The 21,370-nt window shown below is 39.7% G+C and carries 20 protein-coding genes, 1 pseudogene and 3 other annotated features; of the genes and pseudogenes, 4 read left to right on the top strand and 17 right to left on the bottom strand.

From position 1 onward, the window contains the following. Positions 1–27: 27 nt before the first annotated feature. From AC3WJG_RS21715 to allC, 11 genes are all read right to left on the bottom strand, one after another. The gene (locus tag AC3WJG_RS21715) at positions 28–273 is read right to left on the bottom strand and encodes a hypothetical protein (protein ID WP_013057694.1); all 246 of its coding nucleotides are present in this window, start codon (positions 271–273) and stop codon (positions 28–30) included. Between the two features lie 141 nt (positions 274–414). Continuing rightward, positions 415–1,686: a 3-phosphoshikimate 1-carboxyvinyltransferase gene (aroA, locus tag AC3WJG_RS21710; RefSeq protein ID WP_102813066.1), complete on the bottom strand. Its 1,272-nt coding sequence runs from the start codon at positions 1,684–1,686 to the stop codon at positions 415–417. 15 nt (positions 1,687–1,701) lie between these two features. Next, positions 1,702–2,559, bottom strand: a complete 858-nt coding sequence (locus AC3WJG_RS21705) for a prephenate dehydrogenase (RefSeq protein WP_028409144.1) — start codon at positions 2,557–2,559, stop codon at positions 1,702–1,704. Positions 2,560–2,579: 20 nt separating this feature from the next. After that, positions 2,580–3,746, bottom strand: coding sequence for a chorismate synthase (gene aroC / locus AC3WJG_RS21700; protein WP_013057697.1), 1,167 nt, complete (start codon positions 3,744–3,746; stop codon positions 2,580–2,582). Between the two features lie 48 nt (positions 3,747–3,794). Then, positions 3,795–3,995 (bottom strand) — a binding site (T-box leader). Between the two features lie 6 nt (positions 3,996–4,001). After that, entirely contained in the window at positions 4,002–5,075 is a 1,074-nt protein-coding gene (locus AC3WJG_RS21695; protein ID WP_013057698.1) for a bifunctional 3-deoxy-7-phosphoheptulonate synthase/chorismate mutase, read from the bottom strand. Positions 5,076–5,201: 126 nt separating this feature from the next. After that, positions 5,202–5,408 (bottom strand) — a binding site (T-box leader). A gap of 70 nt (positions 5,409–5,478) precedes the next feature. Continuing rightward, positions 5,479–5,684: a binding site (T-box leader), on the bottom strand. 200 nt (positions 5,685–5,884) lie between these two features. After that, positions 5,885–6,343, bottom strand: a complete 459-nt coding sequence (locus AC3WJG_RS21690) for a GNAT family N-acetyltransferase (protein ID WP_013057699.1) — start codon at positions 6,341–6,343, stop codon at positions 5,885–5,887. A 59-nt stretch (positions 6,344–6,402) separates the two neighbouring features. Further along, positions 6,403–6,933 (bottom strand): chromate transporter, encoded by a 531-nt coding sequence (locus AC3WJG_RS21685; protein WP_028409146.1) that lies wholly within the window; start codon positions 6,931–6,933, stop codon positions 6,403–6,405. After that, entirely contained in the window at positions 6,930–7,514 is a 585-nt protein-coding gene (locus AC3WJG_RS21680; RefSeq protein WP_028409147.1) for a chromate transporter, read from the bottom strand. Before AC3WJG_RS21680 ends, AC3WJG_RS21685 begins: the two co-directional genes overlap by 4 nt. A gap of 24 nt (positions 7,515–7,538) precedes the next feature. Then, a complete protein-coding gene (gene ggt / locus AC3WJG_RS21675; RefSeq protein ID WP_060746310.1) occupies positions 7,539–9,149 on the bottom strand; it encodes a gamma-glutamyltransferase in 1,611 nt (536 codons plus the stop codon). A 43-nt stretch (positions 9,150–9,192) separates the two neighbouring features. After that, complete coding sequence (locus AC3WJG_RS21670; RefSeq protein ID WP_028409149.1) at positions 9,193–10,443, bottom strand: pyridoxal-phosphate-dependent aminotransferase family protein; 1,251 nt, start codon at positions 10,441–10,443, stop codon at positions 9,193–9,195. 12 nt (positions 10,444–10,455) lie between these two features. Continuing rightward, positions 10,456–11,697, bottom strand: coding sequence for an allantoate deiminase (gene allC, locus AC3WJG_RS21665; RefSeq protein WP_253352919.1), 1,242 nt, complete (start codon positions 11,695–11,697; stop codon positions 10,456–10,458). A gap of 306 nt (positions 11,698–12,003) precedes the next feature. Here allC and AC3WJG_RS21660 point away from each other — a divergent pair, with 306 nt between their 5' ends. Continuing rightward, entirely contained in the window at positions 12,004–13,587 is a 1,584-nt protein-coding gene (locus tag AC3WJG_RS21660; RefSeq protein WP_102813069.1) for a PucR family transcriptional regulator, read from the top strand. Between the two features lie 64 nt (positions 13,588–13,651). Here the strand turns inward: AC3WJG_RS21660 and AC3WJG_RS21655 are convergent, their stop codons facing one another. Together AC3WJG_RS21655 and AC3WJG_RS21650 are read right to left on the bottom strand one after the other, a co-directional pair. Further along, positions 13,652–13,966, bottom strand: a complete 315-nt coding sequence (locus tag AC3WJG_RS21655) for an MTH1187 family thiamine-binding protein (protein ID WP_028409152.1) — start codon at positions 13,964–13,966, stop codon at positions 13,652–13,654. A 124-nt stretch (positions 13,967–14,090) separates the two neighbouring features. Further along, a complete protein-coding gene (locus tag AC3WJG_RS21650; RefSeq protein ID WP_028409153.1) occupies positions 14,091–15,266 on the bottom strand; it encodes a C40 family peptidase in 1,176 nt (391 codons plus the stop codon). Positions 15,267–15,718: 452 nt separating this feature from the next. Here AC3WJG_RS21650 and AC3WJG_RS21645 point away from each other — a divergent pair. Continuing rightward, positions 15,719–17,243: pseudogene (locus tag AC3WJG_RS21645) on the top strand (catalase); the annotation flags it as partial. A gap of 217 nt (positions 17,244–17,460) precedes the next feature. On the opposite strand, the gene AC3WJG_RS21640 reads toward AC3WJG_RS21645, so the two are convergent. Both AC3WJG_RS21640 and AC3WJG_RS21635 read right to left on the bottom strand, forming a co-directional pair. After that, positions 17,461–17,862 carry a YfbO family protein gene (locus tag AC3WJG_RS21640; RefSeq protein WP_013057709.1) on the bottom strand — a complete coding sequence of 134 codons (402 nt, stop codon included), beginning with the start codon at positions 17,860–17,862 and terminating at the stop codon, positions 17,461–17,463. Positions 17,863–18,165: 303 nt separating this feature from the next. Further along, a complete protein-coding gene (locus AC3WJG_RS21635; RefSeq protein WP_028409155.1) occupies positions 18,166–19,503 on the bottom strand; it encodes a sodium-dependent transporter in 1,338 nt (445 codons plus the stop codon). 172 nt (positions 19,504–19,675) lie between these two features. On the opposite strand from AC3WJG_RS21635, the gene AC3WJG_RS21630 reads away from it, so the two are divergent. Beyond that, the gene (locus AC3WJG_RS21630; protein WP_013083800.1) at positions 19,676–20,128 is read left to right on the top strand and encodes a hypothetical protein; all 453 of its coding nucleotides are present in this window, start codon (positions 19,676–19,678) and stop codon (positions 20,126–20,128) included. Between the two features lie 42 nt (positions 20,129–20,170). Here AC3WJG_RS21630 and AC3WJG_RS21625 read toward each other — a convergent pair whose 3' ends face one another. Next, a complete protein-coding gene (locus AC3WJG_RS21625) occupies positions 20,171–20,596 on the bottom strand; it encodes a DUF6843 domain-containing protein (RefSeq protein WP_014459441.1) in 426 nt (141 codons plus the stop codon). Between the two features lie 189 nt (positions 20,597–20,785). Between AC3WJG_RS21625 and AC3WJG_RS21620 the strand changes: the two genes are divergently transcribed. Next, on the top strand, positions 20,786–20,932 hold the full coding sequence (locus tag AC3WJG_RS21620; RefSeq protein WP_016764718.1) for a hypothetical protein: 147 nt from the start codon (positions 20,786–20,788) through the stop codon (positions 20,930–20,932). A gap of 18 nt (positions 20,933–20,950) precedes the next feature. Here the strand turns inward: AC3WJG_RS21620 and AC3WJG_RS21615 are convergent, their stop codons facing one another. Beyond that, positions 20,951–21,367, bottom strand: coding sequence for a DUF350 domain-containing protein (locus AC3WJG_RS21615; RefSeq protein WP_013083802.1), 417 nt, complete (start codon positions 21,365–21,367; stop codon positions 20,951–20,953). Positions 21,368–21,370: the final 3 nt, after the last annotated feature.

Genomic DNA, 21,370 nt, shown 5'->3' with positions numbered 1-21,370 from the left:
TCATTATCAATGGATTCACATTTGAGTTTACTCTTTACATCCTTCTTTTCTAAAGTATCGATTATACACCAAAACCATTGCATAAATGACTAAAAAAGAAAATGTAAAGATAATTAACCTTCCAGATTCAGGGACATGATCAAGATAGTCTGTTTCAAAAAACATAACAAACATCAAAAATGGCAATAAAAATAAAAACCAAATAAAATCTCGATCCATAAACATTTTTATAAAAAATAAAATGGCCCCGATGTAGACAATCATCAAAAACATAATCATTCACCAAATTCTATTTAATACTAGAGGTGTTGTAATGATTATATCGGATTTCTCCGGTGAAATATAGAGTCATTGGTTTTAATTTTATAAATTCCTTACAACTTTCAAACTGTTATTTTAACATAATAAGGGAATTTACTGCTGTAAAGACTCTAAGTGAGCAAAGAACTGCGGGTAAGAGACGGATACCGCGTCGCGATTTTCAATAATTGTTTCCCCTTCTGCAATACAAGAGGCAACAGCGAGCATCATACCGATACGGTGATCTCCGTGGCTGTTTACATTTGCTCCGTGAAGTTTTGCACCTCCGTGAATAATCATTCCATCTTCCGTTGCTTCAATGTTAGCGCCCATTTTGGTTAACTCATTCACTACCGTATCAATACGGTTTGTTTCTTTGACTTTTAACTCTGCAGCATCTTTAATAACTGTAATCCCTTCTGCTTGCGTGGCAGCTAGTGCAATAATTGGGATTTCGTCAATTAAGCGTGGAATTAACTCTCCGCCTACTTCTGTACCTTTTAAGTGAGAAGCTTCTACAACTAAATCTGCATAGGGTTCTGCGGTTTCTTTTGTTTCTTTGACTGTCTCGATCGAAGCGCCCATATTTGAAAGCACATCTAAAATACCCGTTCGAGTCGGATTCATCCCCACTTTTTGAATTTCAATGCGGCTGTTTGCAATAATAGCCCCCGCTACTAAAAAGAATGCAGCTGACGAAATATCACCAGGCACTTCTACATGCGTTCCTCTTAACGTTTGACCGCCTTCAATTGAAACGGTTAAGCCTTCTTCTTCGACTTTAACACCAAATGCCTCTAGCATACGTTCTGTATGATCACGCGATTTCGCCGGTTCCGTTACAGAAGTTGTTCCTTCCGCCTGCAGTCCAGCAAGTAAAATAGCTGATTTTACTTGTGCGCTCGCAACGGGAGATGTATAGTGTATACCTTTTGCTTTCCCACCTCGTATAACAAGCGGTGTAAAATTAGCTTCTTTTCGGCCGTCTAAATGAATATTCATATCACGAAGCGGACCCGTCACACGCTTCATAGGGCGTTTGGCAATGGATTCGTCTCCAATCAATGTTGAATGAAAGGGTGTATTTGCTAAAATCCCCATCATGAGGCGAATCGTGGTGCCCGAATTTCCAACATCTAAAATATCAGATGGCTCTTTCAACGCTTGTATACCTTTTCCTTTTACCACGACGCTTTGTTCATCAATCATTTGAATATCTACACCTAGTTTTTGAAAGCAGGAAATGGTGCTAAGGCAATCGTCTCCTGGCAAAAATCCGTTAATCGTTGTTGTTCCTTCTGCAATCGAACCAAACATGACGGAACGGTGAGAAATGGATTTATCTCCTGGAATTTGAATCGTTCCTCGTAAAGCTTTTACTGTCACAATACGTCTCTCCTTTTATGCGTGAAGCGAATCACGAAATTCTTTCGCATCTGAAAAGTAATCAAATAATTCGTGACCGTCACCTTTTTCTACTAATAGTTTTACTTGTTCCATTTCTTTCATCCAGTCATCAAGCAATGTTAAAAGCATAGAACGGTTTTGTTTTAGTATATCTCTCCACATATGAGGGTTGCTTGAAGCAATTCTCGTAATATCTCGAAAACCGCCTGCTGCCATTTCCGTGACAAGATGATTCTGTGCTGAATATCCTTTTACTTGTCTTACAAGACTGGTCGCAATCACATGAGGTAAATGACTGACAACTCCAGTGATTTGGTCATGAGTAGCTGCATCAAGCGGTACAAATTGTGCACCTGTAGGCTCTAGCAAATGCATAAGCGCATCTATTTTTTCTTTTTGCTCATTTTCAAACGGCGTTAAAATATAGCGCGCCGAACAAAATAAATCCGCTCGTGCATTGACTGCACCGCTCGTATGAGAACCAGCCATCGGATGTCCGCCAATAAATGAAATACGTTTTTTATTCAGCGCTTCGGCTGATTTCATAATTTCACCTTTGGTACTTCCGACATCCGTTACGATAACCGTTTCTTTAAGCTTCCAAGTAGAAAGGTCGTGTATCCATGCTGTCGTGTACTCTACTGGAGTAGCAAGCACGATATAATCTGCTTGGGCTGCTTCTGTTTTTATATCTTCAGCTACATAATCAACGATACCTAGCTGGTTGGCTACTTGTACTTCATTTGTATTGATATCAGCTCCAACGACTGTGACGTGACGATGCTTCTTCATAGCTAGCGCTAATGATCCTCCAATAAGACCAACGCCAATAAGTAATACACGTGTTTTCACCTTTCATTCTCCTCTATTCATTAAAATTGCTTTGCGTATTCTTCATGTTTTTTTACGTTTTCTTGAATTAACTGAATTCGATCTGCTCCAAATTGATCGATAATAGCAGATGCTAGTTCCCAAGCAATCACTGATTCTGCTACAACCGCTGCCGCTGGTACTGCACAGCTGTCTGAGCGTTCAATACTTGCAGCAAATGGCTCTTTTGTATCAATATCTACACTTTGCAGCGGCTTGTATAAGGTAGGAATAGGTTTCATGACACCTCGCACAACAATCGGCATCCCTGTTGTCATGCCTCCTTCTAAACCTCCAGCATTGTTCGTTTTACGCGTATAGCCGTTTTGTTCATCCCATAGAATTTCATCATGGACTTCACTTCCCGGTCTGCGAGCTGCTTCAAAGCCTACGCCGATTTCAACGCCTTTAAACGCGTTAATGCTCATAATAGCAGCAGCTAGCTTTGAGTCTAACTTACGATCATAGTGCACGTAACTTCCCACTGCAGTAGGCATTCCTTCTACTACTACTTCCACTACGCCACCAATGCTGTCTCCATTTTCTTTTGCATCATCGATTGCTTTCATCATTTTCTGTCCCGCTTCTTCATCTAAGCAGCGAACAGGCGACGCTTCTGTTTTTTCCTGAAGTTCTGTCAGTGACTCATATGCCGTTTTTTCAGCTTTCACACCGCCGATTTCAAGTACGTGACATGCAATATTTACGCCTACAGCTTTTAGTACTTGTTTGGCAACTGCGCCTGTGGCTACTCGTACCGTCGTTTCACGAGCAGATGAACGTTCCAATACGTTTCGCATATCTCTGTGACCGTATTTAATCGCTCCATTTAAATCCGCATGACCTGGACGAGGTTTTGTAATTTGTCGCTTCACTTCTTCATCATGATCAACTGGATCAGCACCCATAATATTTCTCCAGTGAGTAAAATCTTTGTTTTCAACGACTAAAGCAATGGGTGAACCAAGCGTCTCACCGTGGCGAACCCCACCTTTAATCTGAACTTGATCTTTTTCAATCTGCATGCGGCGTCCGCGCCCATGTCCCTTTTGTCTTCTTGCTAAATCTTCATTAATATGTTCGGCTGTTAATTCAAGCCCTGCCGGTACTCCTTCAATAATCGCTGTTAATTGAGGTCCGTGCGATTCTCCTGCTGTTAAATATCTCATATTATCGATTCCTTTCTGTTATAAAAAATAAAAAACTCGCCCCTACGTCATAGGGACGAGTTTTTCTCGCGATACCACCCTAGTTGCAAACATTGCTTGCCACCTCGAATTGTTAACGATCCGCTGACCGCTCTATAAAAGAGTACTCAAAGAGTGTAATTCGCTCACATTTGTGTACTGACTTCCACCAACCGTCAGCTCTCTGAGACAGGGAAATGTTTGCTACTAGTTTCTTATCACTGTATCACTATGAAATTAAGATAATTTTACTGCTGCACCTTTTAATTCTTCCATGAATTTGTGGAATTCAGGAATGTTCATTTGCTGTGCTGAATCTGATAGTGCTACTGCTGGGTCTGGATGAACTTCTGCCATTACAGCATCTGCGCCGATAGCAATCGCTGCTTTTGCACATGGTAATAGTAAGTCTTTGCGTCCTGTTGAATGCGTTACGTCTACTACAACTGGTAAATGCGTTTCTTTTTTCAAGATTGGAACAGCTGAGATATCTAATGTGTTGCGTGTTGCACGCTCGTATGTGCGGATACCGCGTTCACAAAGAATAATGTTTCCATTTCCACGAGACATAATGTATTCAGCAGCGTTAATGAATTCTTCAATTGTTGCTGCCAATCCACGTTTTAAAAGAATTGGTTTGTCTACAGAACCTGCTGCTTTTAATAGCTCAAAGTTTTGCATGTTACGTGCACCAATTTGAATCACATCTACGTAGTCTAGAGCCGTTTCAATATCTTGAGGAGAAACAATTTCACTAATAATTGATAGGCCTAGCTCATCTCCTACTTGACGTAAGATTTTTAATCCTTCCACTCCAAGTCCTTGGAAATCGTAAGGTGATGTACGTGGTTTGAACGCTCCGCCGCGCATTAATGTAATGCCTTGTTCTTTAAGCGCTAAGCCCACTTCTTTTACTTGTTCGTAGCTTTCTACTGCACATGGTCCCATTACAAATTCTAAGTTTCCAGGTCCTACTTTAGTACCGTTGATGTCAACAATTGTATCTTCGGATTTCTTTTTACGAGATACAAGAAGTGCTTTGCGGTGGTCGTCTTCTTGAAGCTCTAAGCTAGCTTTGAAAATTTCTTTGAAAATATGCTGAATTGTTGAAGCTTCGAATGGACCATTATGGTTAGCTAAGATTTGATCTAACGATTTACGTTCACGAACTGGATCAAAGCGATTCACACCTTGTGTACCTTTTACTTTTCCAATTTCTTGTGCGATTTCACCGCGTTTGTTTAATAATTCTAAAATTTCTAAATTTATTTCGTCGATTTGTCCTCGTAATTGTTCTAATGATTTTGTCATTTTAAAAATCCTCCTTTGATTTTATAACCTCGAACGGACTTTCTCGTTTAGTTTGTATTGAAAAATCCGTTTTACACCTACACAGCCGCTTATGCGGATATACAAAAAGTCCCTACTGATTGTATCAGTAGGGACGAATTGATCGCGGTACCACCCTAATTGCAAGCATTGCTTGCCTCTTCATTAAGATAACGGCTATTGCCGCTTTTGACTATCGCCAAAAGAAAGCTCCAAGAATGTAATTCGCAATCTCTTTTGTACTGATTCGCACCAACCATCAGCTCTCTGAATACAGGGAAGATTTTGCTACTATGCTCTTTTCATCGCTTGTAATGGATATAAAATTATAACGGACCGAAATACAAAAAGTCCCTACTCACCCTTAAGATTTTTCTTAAGAGTCAGTAGGGACGAAAATTCGCGGTACCACCCTAGTTGCAAGCATTTTGCTTGCCTCTTCATTAAAATAACGGCTAGGCCGTCTTTTCCTGCTCGGAAAAGATGCTCAAGGAATGTACTTCGAAAAAATTTGTGTTCTGACTCGCAGCAACCGTCAGCTCTCTGTTACAGGGAAATTTTTTCTACTAGTGCTCCTATCAACGCTCAGTATTGACTATGTATGTGTACTTGGATAATCAGTTCCGATCGTTTGAAACTGTTTGTCGCTTCCAAGTTGTGTGTAATGTTGTGTGATGTTGATTTGTATTATGAATGGTTTTTTTATCTTCGTCAACACTTTTTATTAATTTTTTTTATTTTTTTAAAACCACAGCTCTTTCAAACCCTTCTCTATCAAGAGTTTTGCTACTCTATTTTTTTTCAAACTTGTATTCCATTTCAGATTCACATTCAATAAATCCATGTTTTTGATACAAGCTTTTTCCAGCGGAAGAAGCATTTAACCATATTCGATTTACGCCACTTTTTTGGCAGTACTGCATCAAATGCTTTAAAATAGCTGAAGAATAGCCGTGCTTTCGGTGATCAAAAGCTGTATACATGTTCATAACATATGCTTCTTTTCCTTGGAGGTTACTCGGTGAAGGCGGACGTATAAAAAAGACGATGCTTCCTGCTGATACAATTTCTCCATCCGCTTTTAAAATGGCCGTATAGCTATTTGGATTATTTATATTTGCAGTAAAATATTCTTCTGTAGCTTTTTGAAACAGCTCCTCGTTCCCGTTTAATTCTCCCAGTTCTTTCATGAGCAACATTCGCAGTTTAACCAAATCCTGAACGTTTTCTAGCGCTGCTTTTTCAACCATGACTTCCCCTCTTTTCGTCTCTTTTACACAAAAAAACTCTCATTATTTGAGAGCTTCATTTAAGCAAGAAAAACAGCTCCATATACGAGTGCTCCGACAATAACGAACGCTGGATGCACGCGCAATTTTTCTAATAAAAGAAAGCTTGCTGCTACTAAAAATAAAGTTTGCCATATACCTGAATCACCATATGAATTCATAAAAAATTCATACGCCATCAAGCCCAGTAAAATGGCGATAACGGGACGAATGTAGTTCGTCATTTTCTTAACATTTGGCGAATCTTTATACTTAAATAATATTCGAAGTAAAATAACTAAAAGTAAAACCGATGGAGCAATCGTTGCAAAAAGAGCAATCACAGAACCTAAAATCCCTGCCTGCTGATATCCGATAAACCCCGCCATTTTTGTTGCAATCGGACCAGGAAGCGCATTTCCAATTGCCAGCATTTCACTAAACTCTTTGACCGTAAGCCAATGATAGTGATCCACGACTTCTTTTTGAATAAGCGGAATCGACGCTGGTCCGCCTCCATAGCCTAAAATATTTGAAACAAAAAACGCCATAAATAGCTGAATATAAATCATACCGATTCCCTCTCTTGCTTGTGTTCAGCACTTTCGCCTTTTTTTCCTTTTCGTTTTAGCGGAATCCAAGCTGCTGCCATAAGAACAATAATAATGACCGCTGGATGGATATGGGCAAATTCCATTAATCCTAAGCTAATAATCAGTAAGATAATAGCTGGAGTCCACCCTAAACCAGACGTTGATTTTTTAAAAAAGTCCCACGTCATAACCGCGAGCATAACTCCCACTACAGGAACAACTGCTTTGGTCATGCCCATAACCCACGGCTGATCTTTAAATTGCGTTAAAGTTGTTAACAGCAATACCATTAAAAAAACGGTTGGAATAACGGCTGCAAATAAAGCTGTCCCGAGACCCAAAATACCGCCGACTCGATAGCCGATGTATCCAGCCAGTTTTGTAGCAATAGGCCCAGGAAGCGTATTGGCGATTGCTAATAAATCGCCAAATTCATCGTCATCCATCCACTTGTACGTATCGACCACTTCTTTTTTCACGAGTGGAATAGCTGAAGGCCCGCCTCCGTAGCCGAGCATACCTGAGCGAAAAAACGCTATAAAAATATCCAATTGTCGCATTTCTCGCGCTCCTTTCTCTGTGATCTAATAAGCAACGACCGCTCCGTCTGTTCGCGCTTCTGTGCCGCCGTATAATACACCGGTTTGTTCATCTCTTAAAATAATTTGCCCTCTTCCAAACGTATGTCTGCTCGTAGCCACATGAATATCATGCCCTTTGCGTTCTAATGCTTCTACAATATGTGAAGGCATTTCTTTTTCCACAAGAACTTTTTTATGTTCAATCCACTGCCATCTTGGTGCATCTAAAGCTGCCTGAGGATTTAGATGGAAATCGATCATATTCATGACGACTTGCACATGTCCTTGAGGCTGCATAAATTTGCCCATTACACCGAATGAACCTACAGCGCTTTTATTCTTTGTTAAAAATCCAGGAATAATGGTATGGTAGGTCCGTTTTCCAGGCTCTAATCGGTTATGGTGCTGTGGATCTAACGAAAAATTATGCCCGCGGTTTTGCAGGCATATGCCCGTATTAGGTACGACAAGTCCTGAGCCAAAATCCATGTAATTACTTTGAATGAATGATACCATGTTTCCTTCTCCATCAGCTGTCGCTAAATAGATCGTGCCGCTATGAGACGGCTGTCCGGCTTCGGGAATAAGCGCTTTTTCACCAATCAGCCCTCTGCGCTTGTTTGCATAAGAATCATTCAACAAATCTTCAACTGCTACTGTCATTTTATCAGCATCTGTAATGAATTTTTGTCCATCTGCAAACGCTAGCTTCATGGCTTCAATTTGCTTGTGGTATGTATCGACAGAATCTTTGGCATCGAAAGAAAAGCCTTTTAGCGTATTTAAAGCTAAAAGTGCAATAAGGCCTTGGCCGTTAGGCGGAATTTCCCACACATCATATCCTCGGTAAGAAGTTGAAATCGGCTTCACCCACTCTGCTTTAAAAGCTGCTAAATCTTCTTTTGCTAAAAATCCGCCGTGTTTTTTCGAAAAAGCTGCTATTTTATCAGCTAAATCCCCTCTATAAAAAGATTCTCCATTCGTTTCGGCAATTTCAAGCAGCGTAGCAGCATGGTCTGGCGATCGCCACATTTCCCCTACTTTAGGAGCTGATCCATTGTTGGTAAATGTCTCAAACCAGTGCTTATATTCGTCACCTTTTAACGCGTGTGTAAATCGTTCAAACGCTCGTTCCCAATTGTACCCTAAAATCGGGGAGATTGGGAACCCTTCTTGTGCATATGAAATAGCAGGCTGCAGCACTTCTTTTAACGATAGCCGCCCAAAGCGTTTTGACAGCTCCGCCCACGCACTCGGGGCACCTGGGACCGTAACAGGAACAAAACCGCGAGCGGGCATCTCTTTTATCCCCATGGCACGCAGAGCCTCAATAGAGATAGAAGCAGGAGCAGGACCGCTTGCGTTGAGTCCGTATAGCTCTTCATTGATCCACACAAGAGCAAATGCGTCTCCACCAATTCCATTTGAAGTAGGCTCTACAACCGTTAAACAAGCCGCGGAGGCAATAGCAGCATCTACCGCATTGCCTCCTTTTTTCAACATTTCAAGACCCGCTTGAGCGGCAAGAGGCTGACTGGTTGCTACCATTCCATTTTTTCCAAACGTACACGTACGCTGCGATGCATAGGGGTGTGTAAAAAAGTATTCGCTCATAGAAAATCTCCTCTTTTCTTTATATGATGAATAAAACGAATCTTTACAGACTAGACAACGCTACCTCTTCCTCGTAAACTTCTAATGCTGCTTGCAAAGCAGAACCTGCATTCACGGTTGCACCGTTTCGAATAAGCACTGCTTCAAGACCAGCCAATGTAAATAGAACGTTGTCTTTTCGACAGCTGTATCCCATTGTACCGATACGCCATATTTTTCCGTGCATCGGCCCAAAAGAACTTGCAATTTCAATCCCAAATTGTTCAAGGAGTGTAGAACGAACTGCCTCTCCGTCAATACCTCGGGGAATTAAAACACAAGTAACGGTTGGAACTTTTGAATCCTCATCTCCGAATAAAGATAATCCCATTGCTTTAATACCGGCTACAAGTGCTTTTTCATGGAGGCGATGCCTTGCAAATCTTTCCTCTAATCCTTCTTCTAAAATAACGCGCAGCCCTTCTCTTAAAGCATAGAGCATGGACGTTGCTTCCGTGTGATGATTTAATCTGCGCTCACTCCAATAGTCTTGAAGCTGACTCAAATCAAAATAGTTACTGATAATATTCGGACGCAGACGAACAGTTTGAGCATCTGCTTTTGTGGCAATTCCTTTTTCAACTTTTTTGCGTTCCATGATAATTTTTTCAATACGATCATTGTACGTAATAGGTGCCATGCCGGACGGAACAGATAAACACTTTTGTGTGCCTGCAATCAATGCGTCAATGTTCCACTCATCTACTTTTACATCCGTACCCCCAATAGTGGCTACTGCGTCGACGATAAATAAAACATCTTGGTTGCGGCATGCAGCACCAATTTCTTTAAGCCGCTGCATTCTTCCTGTAGACGTTTCACCATGAACCATTGCAACAATTTTCGGATTTACTTTTTTTATTTCACGGATAACTGTTTCAGGGTCAAATACTTCTCCCCATTCGCATTCAATATTGTGTACATCAGCTCCGTAGCGCTCGGCAATTTCCGTTAATAAATAGCCGAAGCGGCCGAAAATCGGAACGAACACTTTATCGCCAGGCTCAATTACACTTGCAAGAACTGCTTCAATCCCAGCTCTAGACGTTCCATCAACGGGAAAAGCCCATTTGTTTTTGGTTTGAAATAGTTCACGAAGCATTTCCATCGTTTCGTTCATAATGTGCGTAAATGCGGGGTCAAACTGACCTAAAATAGGTGTTCCTAATGCTCTTAATACGCGGGGATCTGCTTCTACGGGTCCGGGGGTCATAATCGTACGCGGCGGTGTATGAAGCTGTTTTGTTATAGTCATGTCAAATTCCTCCTAGTAGGCAAGTTTATATAATAGTTCTATTAAGACCTTTACTCCTTTTTCTAACTGTTCTCCTTTGGTGAATTCCTTTGGGGAATGGCTGATTCCATCTTGGCTCGGTACGAATAATAAACATGTTGGAACTCTTCGTCCGAATACCTGCGAGTCGTGTCCTGCACCGCTTACTAATTCTCGGGAGGAGATATTCTTTTCCGAGGAAATAATTTTGGAAAGTTCAGATAATTTCCCGCTCATGGCGACAGGTTTTTCATCCATCCAGCAGTCGATATTCACTTCTAAATCCCCTGCTGTTCGCTTTATAATTTCCTTCATTTCTCGTTCTGTCTCTTGTAAAGCCTCATATTCATGATGTCTTATATCGACCGTGAATTCTACATATCCTGGTATTACATTCGGTGCATTTGGAGAAAGTGTAATTTTGCCAACCGTTACGTATAAAGCGTTATGATATTTTTCGCTCAATTCAATAAATGCTTTAGCAAGTTTGCAGCTCACATAAAATGCATCTTTTCTGATGTTCATCGGGGTTGTGCCCGCATGGTTACTTTCACCTTCAACAGATACTGTAAATCGTTTCTGCCCGACGATACTAGAAACAATTCCGATATCGCAATGAGACATTTCAAGCTGCTTTCCTTGTTCGATATGCAGTTCAATAAAAGAAGCGATGTCCGTGCGGTACGGCTCGCTGTGGAGGCCTTTTCCGAAATTGAGCTGTTTCATTGCGTCATCCAGCTTAACCCCTTCTTTATTTATAACATGTTTTGCATCACTTTTGCTGTGTAATCCATTCATATTACCTGATCCCCAATACGTAAGAGGAAATCTACTGCCTTCTTCTTCACAAAGTGATACGACCTCTAAGGTTTTTGTAGGGGATCCGTAATGCGCATATAGGTACTGCAGAGCAATGATACCTGCCACAACACCAAACGCCCCGTCATACTTTCCTCCGTTTATCACGGTGTCGATATGGGATCCTGTTAAAATAACTTGTTGTTCTGAACCCGTTCCTTGCAACCGTCCAAATAAATTTCCTACATCATCGTAATACGTTTTGAGGTGAAGTCCCTTCATTTTTTCTTCCAATGCCTTTTGAGCTGCATTCCACTGTTCCGTATATAAAAGCCTCGTGACCCCTTCTTTTTCATCTAACCCAAACTGTGACAGCCAGCTAACGTTTTCTTCGATTTGCTGACAAAGCTTAGATTTTCCCGTCATATCTGCAACCATTGCTATCCCTCCTGCTATCTTCATTTTAAGAAAATGACTGATTGTTTTCATTAACACTTCCTACAATGATTTAGTGTTTTTTTGGCTATTATCACTAAATATATAAAGTCTTATATACGTCACTTTTTCTAACATTATATGTTATTTATTTTATCTTACAGGATTGAATACACTTCTTCATTAACAATTTATACATTTTTTTCTGAAAATTTTATTTATTTTAACTAAACTTTCTTATAAAATAAAAGATAGATAAAGATACGCGCAGGGAAATGTGAGAATTTTTAACAAAAGGAGTAATAAATAATGGAACTACAAACTCTTTTACGCATTCCAATTTATGAGAAAGCATCTGTAGTAGCTGGGCAAAAAGGAGTCACCCGCAAAGTACATAACGTCAATATGATGGACGCACCCGATATTTTATCTTTTTTAAAAGAAGGAGAATTTTTAATTACAACGGGTTATCACTTCAAAGAACATGAAGAAAGCTTAGCAAAACTTGTAGAAGGAATGGCTAAAAAGAAATGTGCAGGATTGGCCATCAAAACGAAGCGCTTTTTCGAACACGTGCCTGCTTCTATTTGTCAGCTAGCTGATGAACTTCACTTTCCGATCATTGATTTCCAAACGGACGAAACGTTAGGCGCGGTTATTAACGAATCTCTCAGCTTTATTTTAGATAAAAAAACAGCCGAGCTTCAGCAAGCGATGGTCACACATCAGCTATTTTCCTCATACATCTTACAAGGAAAAGGCATTGAGAAAATTATGAAATCCATTCAAACGTTATGCAATGCTCATGTTGCCCTTTTTGATACCCATGGCCATGAACTCTTTTATACAAACAAACGCGAACCTTTTTCACTCCCGATGGAAGAAGCGGTAGCGGGCGCTAAGCAGCTGTTTTTACGAACGTCAAAATATACAACCTTTTCCTTTTTACACACCAAAAAAACCGTTACGCTTTTTCCGATTGCGACACATACAAGAAAGTACAGTTATTTACTTATTGAACATCAAGTTTCTTTATCCGATTCAGCGCTCCTAACGATTGAACAAGCGACAAACGTTTTATCCTTCGAAATGATGAGGCAGCAGGCTTTGTATGAAGCTGAACGGCGACGAAAAAACGATTTTTTCAATCAGCTTGTTAACAATTATTATAAAACGCTTGAAGATGCTTCCTTTCAAGCGCAGATGATGGGCTTATCAGCAGCAAACAGCTATATTTGCGCCGTCGGGAAAATCCACTCTACATTCACGCCTTACAGCGATGATGATATGATCTATGAGCTCCTTCACTATGAGTTATCAGCAGGTCATCCAGAGACCATTTTGTTTTTCTATGACAATCTTTATATTCTTTTGTTTACACCTCATTCTCAACCTATGATTATAGAATGCTTGCATCGCTTGCAGGAAGCTGTTTACCGTCACTACGATAAGCGAATGTCATTTGGAGTTGGAAACCAAAGCCAATCCCTACTTACAATCGCTGACTCATATAAAGAAGCTGTTGAAGCTCTTGAAACCATCCATTTTAAAGATCAGTCGAAGCTTATTCAATTTTATCAGCCAAAACAGTTTAAAGAACTGCTGAGGTTGCTTCCAGCAAACGATTTACAGGATTACTATTCTCAAACATTAGAAGGTTTGCTGCAGTACGATAAGAAAGATCGCTCCATCTTACTTGACACGCTGGAAACATATCTAAATTCCAATTGCCAAATCTCAGAGACCGCTAAGCAGTTATTCGTTCACCGGAACACGGTGATCTATCGAATTGAAAAATGCGAAGAATTATTAAAAAGACCTATTCACACGTCAGAGGAAACTCTTAGGCTGCGCGTGGCTTTTCAAATTTTTTCTCTTGTGCATGCTAATTAAGTATAAATACAATAAAAAATGCCTGAGTGGATACTCAGGCGTTTTTTATTGTATTTCATATTATTTATTTCGCTTTTAATTTAGACTGTACTGATTGTAATTTCCCCGCCATCGTATGATTTTCTTTATCACGGCGATCATCAATTCGTAAATTTGTACATACGCGCTGAATGCCATTTTCAAAAGGTACTTCATGCATCTCTTGGACAATTTTTAGCAGCGTGCTTAATTCCCCTTCAATCAATGTATTCATAGGGGTTAATTGGTATGTAATTTCATTTTCATGCTTGGCCAACACTTTTTGAATATCAGCTACGTACTGACTCACGCTTGGCGTTTCCGTACCTACCGGAATAATGGTTACATCTACAATAGCCATGTTATACACTCCTTTTATTTGTTCCCTAGTTATCATACCAAATCGCGCAAAAATTTCCTACTTTTACGTTTATGGTGCATAGAAAAAAGGAATAGTTCTACAACTACTCCTTTTTGTTACACTCTTATAGGTAACGCTTTGCTCCTAAGTAACGTTTTGACCAGTAAGAGTTGCTTAGTGATGTGATTGTCACGCCTGTTGAAGAACCTGCATGCATGAATTGACCGTTTCCGATATAAATTCCAGCATGACTAGCTCCTGGTTGGTACGTTTCAAAGAAAACGATATCACCAGGCTGAGGTGAGCTTACACGCGTACCAGTTTGATAGATGCTAGCAACTGTACGAGGAAGACTTACACCTACTGCATTGCGATATACATAGTTAAGGTAACCACTGCAATCAAAGCCTCCAGGCGCAGCTCCACCCCAAACATAAGGTGTTCCCATAAAACGTTTACCATATGAAATAACTTTTGAAGCTGAGCTTGAGCTTGTGCTGCTTCCTGTTGATGTTGAAGGTTTTGAGCTGCTAGAGCTGCTTGAATTTAATTTATTCAGCGTATCTGGACCCGCTTCTCCGTCTACTAATAAACCATTTGCACGTTGAAATGATTTTACTGCACTTGTTGTAATTGAGCCAAAGTAGCCTGTTACACCAGCTGAGAAGTAACCTTTATTTTTTAGTTTTTGCTGAAGGCTGCTTACTGCTGAACCTTTCATACCTTGACGTAAAATAGTTGAGCTGCTAGAGCTAGAACCACCAGTTGAAGCGCTAGAACCGCCATTTTTTAATTTACTCAACGTAGCTGGACCCGCAATTCCGTCCACGGACAGTCCGTTTGCACGTTGAAATGCCATTACTGCATTTTTTGTAATTGAACCGAAGTATTGAGTCGTAGTTCCTTTAAAATAGCCTTTATTCTTTAGCTGCTGCTGTAAAGATTGTACGTTTGGTCCAGTTGAACCAACGCGCAGCAATGAACTTGAGCTAATTGATGAACTTGATGAGCTTCCGCTTCCTAGCAGTTTATTAAATGTAGATGGACCTGCAATACCATCTGCAGACAAGCCATTTGCACGCTGAAACGACTTTACTGCGCTAGTCGTGATTGAACCGTAATAGTTTGTTGTTGTACCGTATGTAAAATAACCTTTGTTTTTTAATTTTTGCTGTAATTCTTTCACATCTGAATTACTTGTTCCTGGGTGCAGCGTAGCATCTCCTAAAGCAGCTTCACTAATTGTAGGTACTACTGTTAAAGATCCACATAACGCTAACGAATATATCAACTTTTTCATAAAAAAAGGTTCCTCCAATGCCATAATCTACTAATCTATAAGACGTTTACATTGTAACAACACATTATTACAAAATAACATCACTAATATTACATTTATGTTACAGGAAACGACAGTAGCGCAGGTGTATGGTGTATATTGTCGTAGTTTATTGTCGTTTAACACTTAATAAGTTCGACAAAAAAGCTAATATATTCCAATATTATTCCTTTTCCTACACTAATAATAGGTAAAAAATCACCCGTAACATTATCTTTATATTTCAAAAAAAACAATTTATTTTTTTTTGAAATGTGAAACTTTTTTAAAATTTATTCGTTTAGCGGATTTGTTCCCCTCTTTAGTAAAACAGCTTTTCTTCTAAAAATTTATATTATTTCCATATTAATGAATAAAAAAGCGAGGGCTGAAAAAAATAGTCTTGTTATGTTTGAAACAAGGAGGATTATTTTATGAGCCATAAAGGCATTCATGGTACAAATGTTAGCGGATCAGGTGACTCGGAAGACAAACGCTATGCAGCCGGAGAAAACGAGCAGACGCTTACAACGCGTCAAGGTCACCCCATTCGTGATAACCAAAATTCTCGAACGGTAGGCAACAGAGGACCTGCTACTCTTGAAAATTACCAGCTGATTGAAAAACTTTCGCATTTTGATCGTGAACGTATACCAGAACGTGTTGTTCATGCCCGAGGAACCGGAGCTCACGGATATTTTGAAACGTACGGAAAACTTGGGGATGAGCCCGTTGAAAAATACACCCGCGCAAAAGTTTTTTCAGGAGCAGGCAAACAGACGCCCGTTTTTGTCAGATTTTCTACCGTAACTCATGGAAAGGACTCTCCAGAAACAATGCGAGACCCAAGGGGATTTGCTGTAAAGTTCTACACAGAAGACGGAAACTGGGACTTAGTAGGAAATAACCTTAAAATATTTTTTATCCGCGATGCTATTAAATTCCCTGATTTGATTCATGCTTTTAAGCCCGATCCTGTGACAAACCGTCAAGATACCGAGCGTATTTTTGATTTTATTTCTCACACCCCTGAGGCTATGCATATGATTACTTTTTTATTTTCACCTTGGGGAATACCTGCTAACTATCGGCAAATGCAAGGTTCCGGTGTTAATACATATAAGTGGGTAAACAAAGATGGCGATGCGTTTCTTGTGAAATACCATTGGGAACCAAAACAAGGAATTAAAAATTTGACCCAAAAGCAAGCAGAAGAAATTCAAGCTAAAAATATCAGTCACGCCACTCAAGACTTGTATGAAGCGATTGAGAGCGGTAACTACCCCGAGTGGGAACTTTGTATACAAATAATGGAAGACGGAGAGCATCCTGAACTGGATTTTGATCCGCTTGATGACACGAAAATTTGGCCGGAAGACCAATTTCCATTTCTACCAGTAGGTAAAATGGTCCTAGATAAAAATCCAAGCAACGTATTTGCTGAAACGGAGCAAGTCGCATTTGGTACGGGTGTACTTGTAGACGGGCTGGATTTTTCTGATGATAAAATGCTGCAAGGAAGAACGTTTTCTTATTCCGACACGCAGCGTCACCGGGTGGGAACAAACTACTTGCAGCTGCCTATTAACGCGCCGAAAAAACATGTAGCAACAAATCAACGCGACGGTCAAATGGCCTATCATGTAGATGCTGCTCCAGGTCAGAACCCGCACGTGAATTACGAACCTTCTTCTCTTGGAGGTCTTCAAGAAGCGCATGACCATCCAAAACCTCATCAGCCTTATGTTGAAGGAAATGTAAAAAAAGAAAAACTTGATCGCACAAATGACTTTAAGCAAGCTGGTGAACGCTATCGTTTACTAGAGGACTGGGAACGTGATGAGCTTATTCAAAATTTAGTAGACGGCTTAAAATGTTGTCATCATACCGTTCAAACAAAGATGATTGAGCTTTTAACTCAATGTGATTTTGACTATGGCAATCGAGTAGCAAATGGCATTGGTCTTCTAATGCATGATGATGGTTCCCTAGAAATTGAAATGGGAGCAGAAATGACTCCTACATACGGCAAATTGCCAAAAGAAGGCGGTTCACCGTTAGGGAGCAACAAAGCTGCTGATGCGGTAGAAGAAGCTAATGAAAAAGGACACGATGCTCATCCTTATTAACAAAAAACATCCTGCAGCGACAGCAGGATGTTTTTTGGGTTAAACGCTTATGACCAAGTAACGGCAAACACGTGGTAGTCATTTTTTAACTGTGGCGCATCAATGGGTGTCCCGTGCTGATATCCTTGTTTCACTCTTTTAGGATGTAAGGGTTGAACCCATTCTTTCACTTGCTGTTTTGTACCATTTGCTAAAATATATACACAATCAGAAAATGCCCCGTCATTGTTTGGACTATCAACTTTTAGTACTTCCACTAACACATCTTGGACACACGTTTTTCTCTGAATACACATAAGCGTATGGTAGATAATATCAGCGGACACATCGTTATTTAAACGAAAGCCCACCTTTTTTTGTTCAAAAAAAGACGAGAATGAGACGATTGGTAATGTCTTTTTTTGTTCATACGCTTGAGATAAAATCTTGACAAGAACTTCTCCACTCAAGATGATCCCTCTTTCTAAAAAACGCTTCATCACAACATATGTGAGCATTTATTATGCTCATAGGATAATATATTATCATAGTTTAATTCTGTGGTGTTAGTCTTTTTTGGGGTTTTTACACTGGGAATTATACCCGCCTATTTCTTGCGTTTCCCTGACGTTCTCGCTACTAGCAACACAATTATTAATAAAATAAATACCCCTGCCCCTGCAAACATATCATATAAGAAATCAAGCATCATACTCCTCCTCTTCCTTCAAAAAAACGCTGTTAAAACCAAGCGTTTTAACAGCGTTTTTTCGTTAGATAAAGCCTAGCATATTAATAAATACAATGATAATTAAAACAGGTGCAATGTATCGAATAGCAAGAAGCCATAAAGAGAACCAGCGCTTCACATTCGTTGAACCGTGCTTAAATTCTTCAATTAGTACATCTTTTTTCATTTTCCAAGGAACAAAGATGGCAATTAAAAGAGCACCTAGGGGCATAAGGATATTACTTACAAGAAAATCGAAAGAGTCAAAGATGCTTTTTCCAAAGATCGATACGTCACTTAATAAACCATACGATAGTGCTGAAGGTATTCCTACCACGAAGATTAGCAAGCCCGAAATCCAAGATAGCTTTATACGCTTATGCTGCTCTCCTTTGGCTAAAGAAGCAACAATAATTTCTAACATCGAAAACGCAGATGTCAAAGTGGCAAATAAAAACAGCGCCAAAAAGAAAGTTTGAAACACAATTCCGAACGGAAGCTGTTCAAAAATAGAAGGCAATACAATGAATAAAAGACCTGGTCCTTCCGTCGGTTTTACACCCATTGAGAAGACCGCAGGGAAAATTGCCAGTCCTGCTAGTAAAGAAATCAAAATATTTAACGCCGAAATTGAAATAGCCGATTTTGGCAAGTTTTGCTGCTTAGATAGATACGAACTGTACGTAACCATAACTGAAACGCCTACGCTAAGGGAAAAGAATGCTTGTCCCATCGCAAACAAAATGGTTTGGGATGTAAGCTTTGAAAAATCCGGATACAAAAAGAAAGATACGCCTTCCATTGCCCCGTCTAATGTTAAAGAACGAATAATGATAATAATAAATAAAATAAAGAGAGCAGGCATTAAAATTTTGTTTGCTTTTTCAATACCATTTTGAATGCCTCTTGCTACTACAACAATTGTTAAAAGAAGAAAAACAAGTTGAGAGATAACAGCACTTGTTGGATTAGCAATGGTCGAGTTAAATAAACTCCCGTAGTCACTTACTCCATTCAGCTGACCCGTGACGCTTGCAAAAATATATTGCAAAATCCAGCCTCCTACTACACTATAGAAGGATAATAAAATAAAGCATGTGATCACACCTAAATACCCGATTCCTTTCCATAGGGAACCGGGAGCAACTGCATCATATGCACGAATTGCTTCTTTTTGTGTATGTCTACCTAGTACAAATTCAGCGAGTAAAAGCGGCAAACCAATAATTGCTGTAAACAGGATAAACAGTAAAAAGAAGGCTCCTCCTCCGCTTGTTCCGGCTACATAAGGCAGTTTCCAAATGGCTCCGATTCCAATTGCGGAACCGGCAGATGCCAAGATAAAGCCGAGTTTTGATGTCCATTGTTCGTTTTGACTCATTTTTTCTCACCATTTTTCTTTATTTATTCTGATTTGTCATACTATATCATACAACCCTTCTGTCGAAAAGGGTTTTTGTTGTTTTAACCCTCATCATGTGTTATGAATAGTATGTAGGTTTCATGAATTATTTTCGTAACTAAAAAAAGTTTGACAGTTAGAGGTACAAAAAATGACAAATCAGCAAGTAATACAGCAACAATTTTTAGATAAGTTCCTTGACTTTATCTTAGTAAAATGTCCAAACTGCGAACTATGTGCGCGAGTTGTAAAACTGGATAAAAAATTGAGCGGGTCAACGCACTCATGCACGTGTCCTCACTGCGGTTATCTAGACGTAACCAACGCTGATAGCCAAGGGCCGTTAGAACTTTCTGAAGCAGTAGATCCTTTTTTTCAGCTTCCGCTTTACTTAGAAACGATATGCCCTGAACGTCGGCTTTGGGCTTATAACTTAGATCACCTTCAGTATATTGAATCTTATATTGAAGTTAAAACATGCGGGGCTTGTTTCGACGAGCTGTCGGTTGAACATTCATTGCCAGATTGGGTAATTCATAAGCAAGAAGAAGCATTAAGTGAAATTCAACGTTTAAAAGATACCGTTTTTTGCACATTCAAATGAAGATAGAAAAGAAACGTTGCCAAAGAGGCAACGTTTCTTTTCTTACGAAGAACTTTCTTCGGTAAGTTTTCTTCGATAGTCTCCGGCCTTATCGAACTCTTTTGCGGTGCCGACGAAAAAGTAGGTTACCGTATGATTTTTGTTACCTTGAGTCGTTCCATGAATCATTTTACCCTGCTTCAATTGCTTTCGCTCTCCATTTTTATTTACATAGAAATATTTATTTCTTGCCCAGCCGCCGCCGCTTAAAAGCGTTTTGGTTTTCCCGACTCCCTGGTCATTTACTTTAAATACAGTGTAGTCTCCTTCTGTCTTGCTGGGATTTCCGTTATCTTTATCATATTCGACCATAACCCATCCTTTGTACCCTTCTGGTATAAGGAAAATGCTCGGTTGAGACGTTTCATCTGGGCGTCCACATCCAGCTGCGATTATAATCATTAAGCACAAAATGAGCCACCTTTTCACTTTTCCCAACTCCTTTCTTAATAAAAGACGTGCCTCTATACTGCTTTTAGTTTTTGTTGAAGGTAAGATTATATTCTTTTTGCATCCCTCAATTTTTTCCAGTTCACCCAGTCAAATATGATATATTTACGTATTGTTTGGCACACACTATTAGCAGGCGTTTACAATTTACATGGGAGGATAACAAAAATGAGCTATGTTTTTTTATTTATTTTGCTCTTTGTCATTCCGCTTTACACACAGCAAAAAATTGTTCGTGCCGACCGTGAAAATACACGTACATTATTACTAAGTGAACACGAGCAATCTGGACATAAAAAAAGCGATTCCCCGTAAAACAGGAATCGCCTTCTTTTAATATGTTAAGCTTCCGGCCACAATAAGGCCGACGGCAACCGACGCTGCAAAAAGAGTTACTCCAACCGCTATATTTCCTTCTTCTACTTTTTTGGCTAGGCTCGTTTTGGGCGTCATGATAAATTCAATAATCCAATATGCCACTACTTGAGTAATGATACCTACTACTCCCCAAAGAGTTGCATCTACCAAATTTAAGCTGTTGCTCCATACAGTAAAAATGACAATAGCAAGCCCGATTCCTTTTCCCCATAACTTCAAAGCGACCGCCACATTGCCTTTTTTTATGAGTTCACGGTCATTAAATTTTGTTGTTAATTCAAATACCATAACTCCGATAAATAATAGCCCTAACCCTACCGCTACGTGAGATAAAAAACTTCCTATACTAGCCCAATCAATCCATTGTGTCATTTT

This window comes from Priestia sp. FW507-14D1A (assembly GCF_058781295.1).
This window is presented reverse-complemented; position numbering and strand designations above follow the sequence as displayed.

What these genes read in the sequence shown, in the direction of transcription:
- AC3WJG_RS21715 (WP_013057694.1), bottom strand. Translation starts at nt 273, where the DNA reads ATGTTTTTGATGATTGTCTACATCGGGGCCATTTTATTTTTTATAAAA.
- aroC (WP_013057697.1), bottom strand. Translation starts at nt 3,746, where the DNA reads ATGAGATATTTAACAGCAGGAGAATCGCACGGACCTCAATTAACAGCG.
- AC3WJG_RS21695 (WP_013057698.1), bottom strand. Translation starts at nt 5,075, where the DNA reads ATGACAAAATCATTAGAACAATTACGAGGACAAATCGACGAAATAAAT.
- AC3WJG_RS21690 (WP_013057699.1), bottom strand. Translation starts at nt 6,343, where the DNA reads ATGGTTGAAAAAGCAGCGCTAGAAAACGTTCAGGATTTGGTTAAACTG.
- AC3WJG_RS21685 (WP_028409146.1), bottom strand. Translation starts at nt 6,933, where the DNA reads ATGATTTATATTCAGCTATTTATGGCGTTTTTTGTTTCAAATATTTTA.
- AC3WJG_RS21680 (WP_028409147.1), bottom strand. Translation starts at nt 7,514, where the DNA reads ATGCGACAATTGGATATTTTTATAGCGTTTTTTCGCTCAGGTATGCTC.
- ggt (WP_060746310.1), bottom strand. Translation starts at nt 9,149, where the DNA reads ATGAGCGAATACTTTTTTACACACCCCTATGCATCGCAGCGTACGTGT.
- AC3WJG_RS21670 (WP_028409149.1), bottom strand. Translation starts at nt 10,443, where the DNA reads ATGACTATAACAAAACAGCTTCATACACCGCCGCGTACGATTATGACC.
- allC (WP_253352919.1), bottom strand. Translation starts at nt 11,697, where the DNA reads ATGGTTGCAGATATGACGGGAAAATCTAAGCTTTGTCAGCAAATCGAA.
- AC3WJG_RS21660 (WP_102813069.1), top strand. Translation starts at nt 12,004, where the DNA reads ATGGAACTACAAACTCTTTTACGCATTCCAATTTATGAGAAAGCATCT.
- AC3WJG_RS21655 (WP_028409152.1), bottom strand. Translation starts at nt 13,966, where the DNA reads ATGGCTATTGTAGATGTAACCATTATTCCGGTAGGTACGGAAACGCCA.
- AC3WJG_RS21650 (WP_028409153.1), bottom strand. Translation starts at nt 15,266, where the DNA reads ATGAAAAAGTTGATATATTCGTTAGCGTTATGTGGATCTTTAACAGTA.
- AC3WJG_RS21635 (WP_028409155.1), bottom strand. Translation starts at nt 19,503, where the DNA reads ATGAGTCAAAACGAACAATGGACATCAAAACTCGGCTTTATCTTGGCA.
- AC3WJG_RS21630 (WP_013083800.1), top strand. Translation starts at nt 19,676, where the DNA reads ATGACAAATCAGCAAGTAATACAGCAACAATTTTTAGATAAGTTCCTT.
- AC3WJG_RS21620 (WP_016764718.1), top strand. Translation starts at nt 20,786, where the DNA reads ATGAGCTATGTTTTTTTATTTATTTTGCTCTTTGTCATTCCGCTTTAC.
- AC3WJG_RS21615 (WP_013083802.1), bottom strand. Translation starts at nt 21,367, where the DNA reads ATGACACAATGGATTGATTGGGCTAGTATAGGAAGTTTTTTATCTCAC.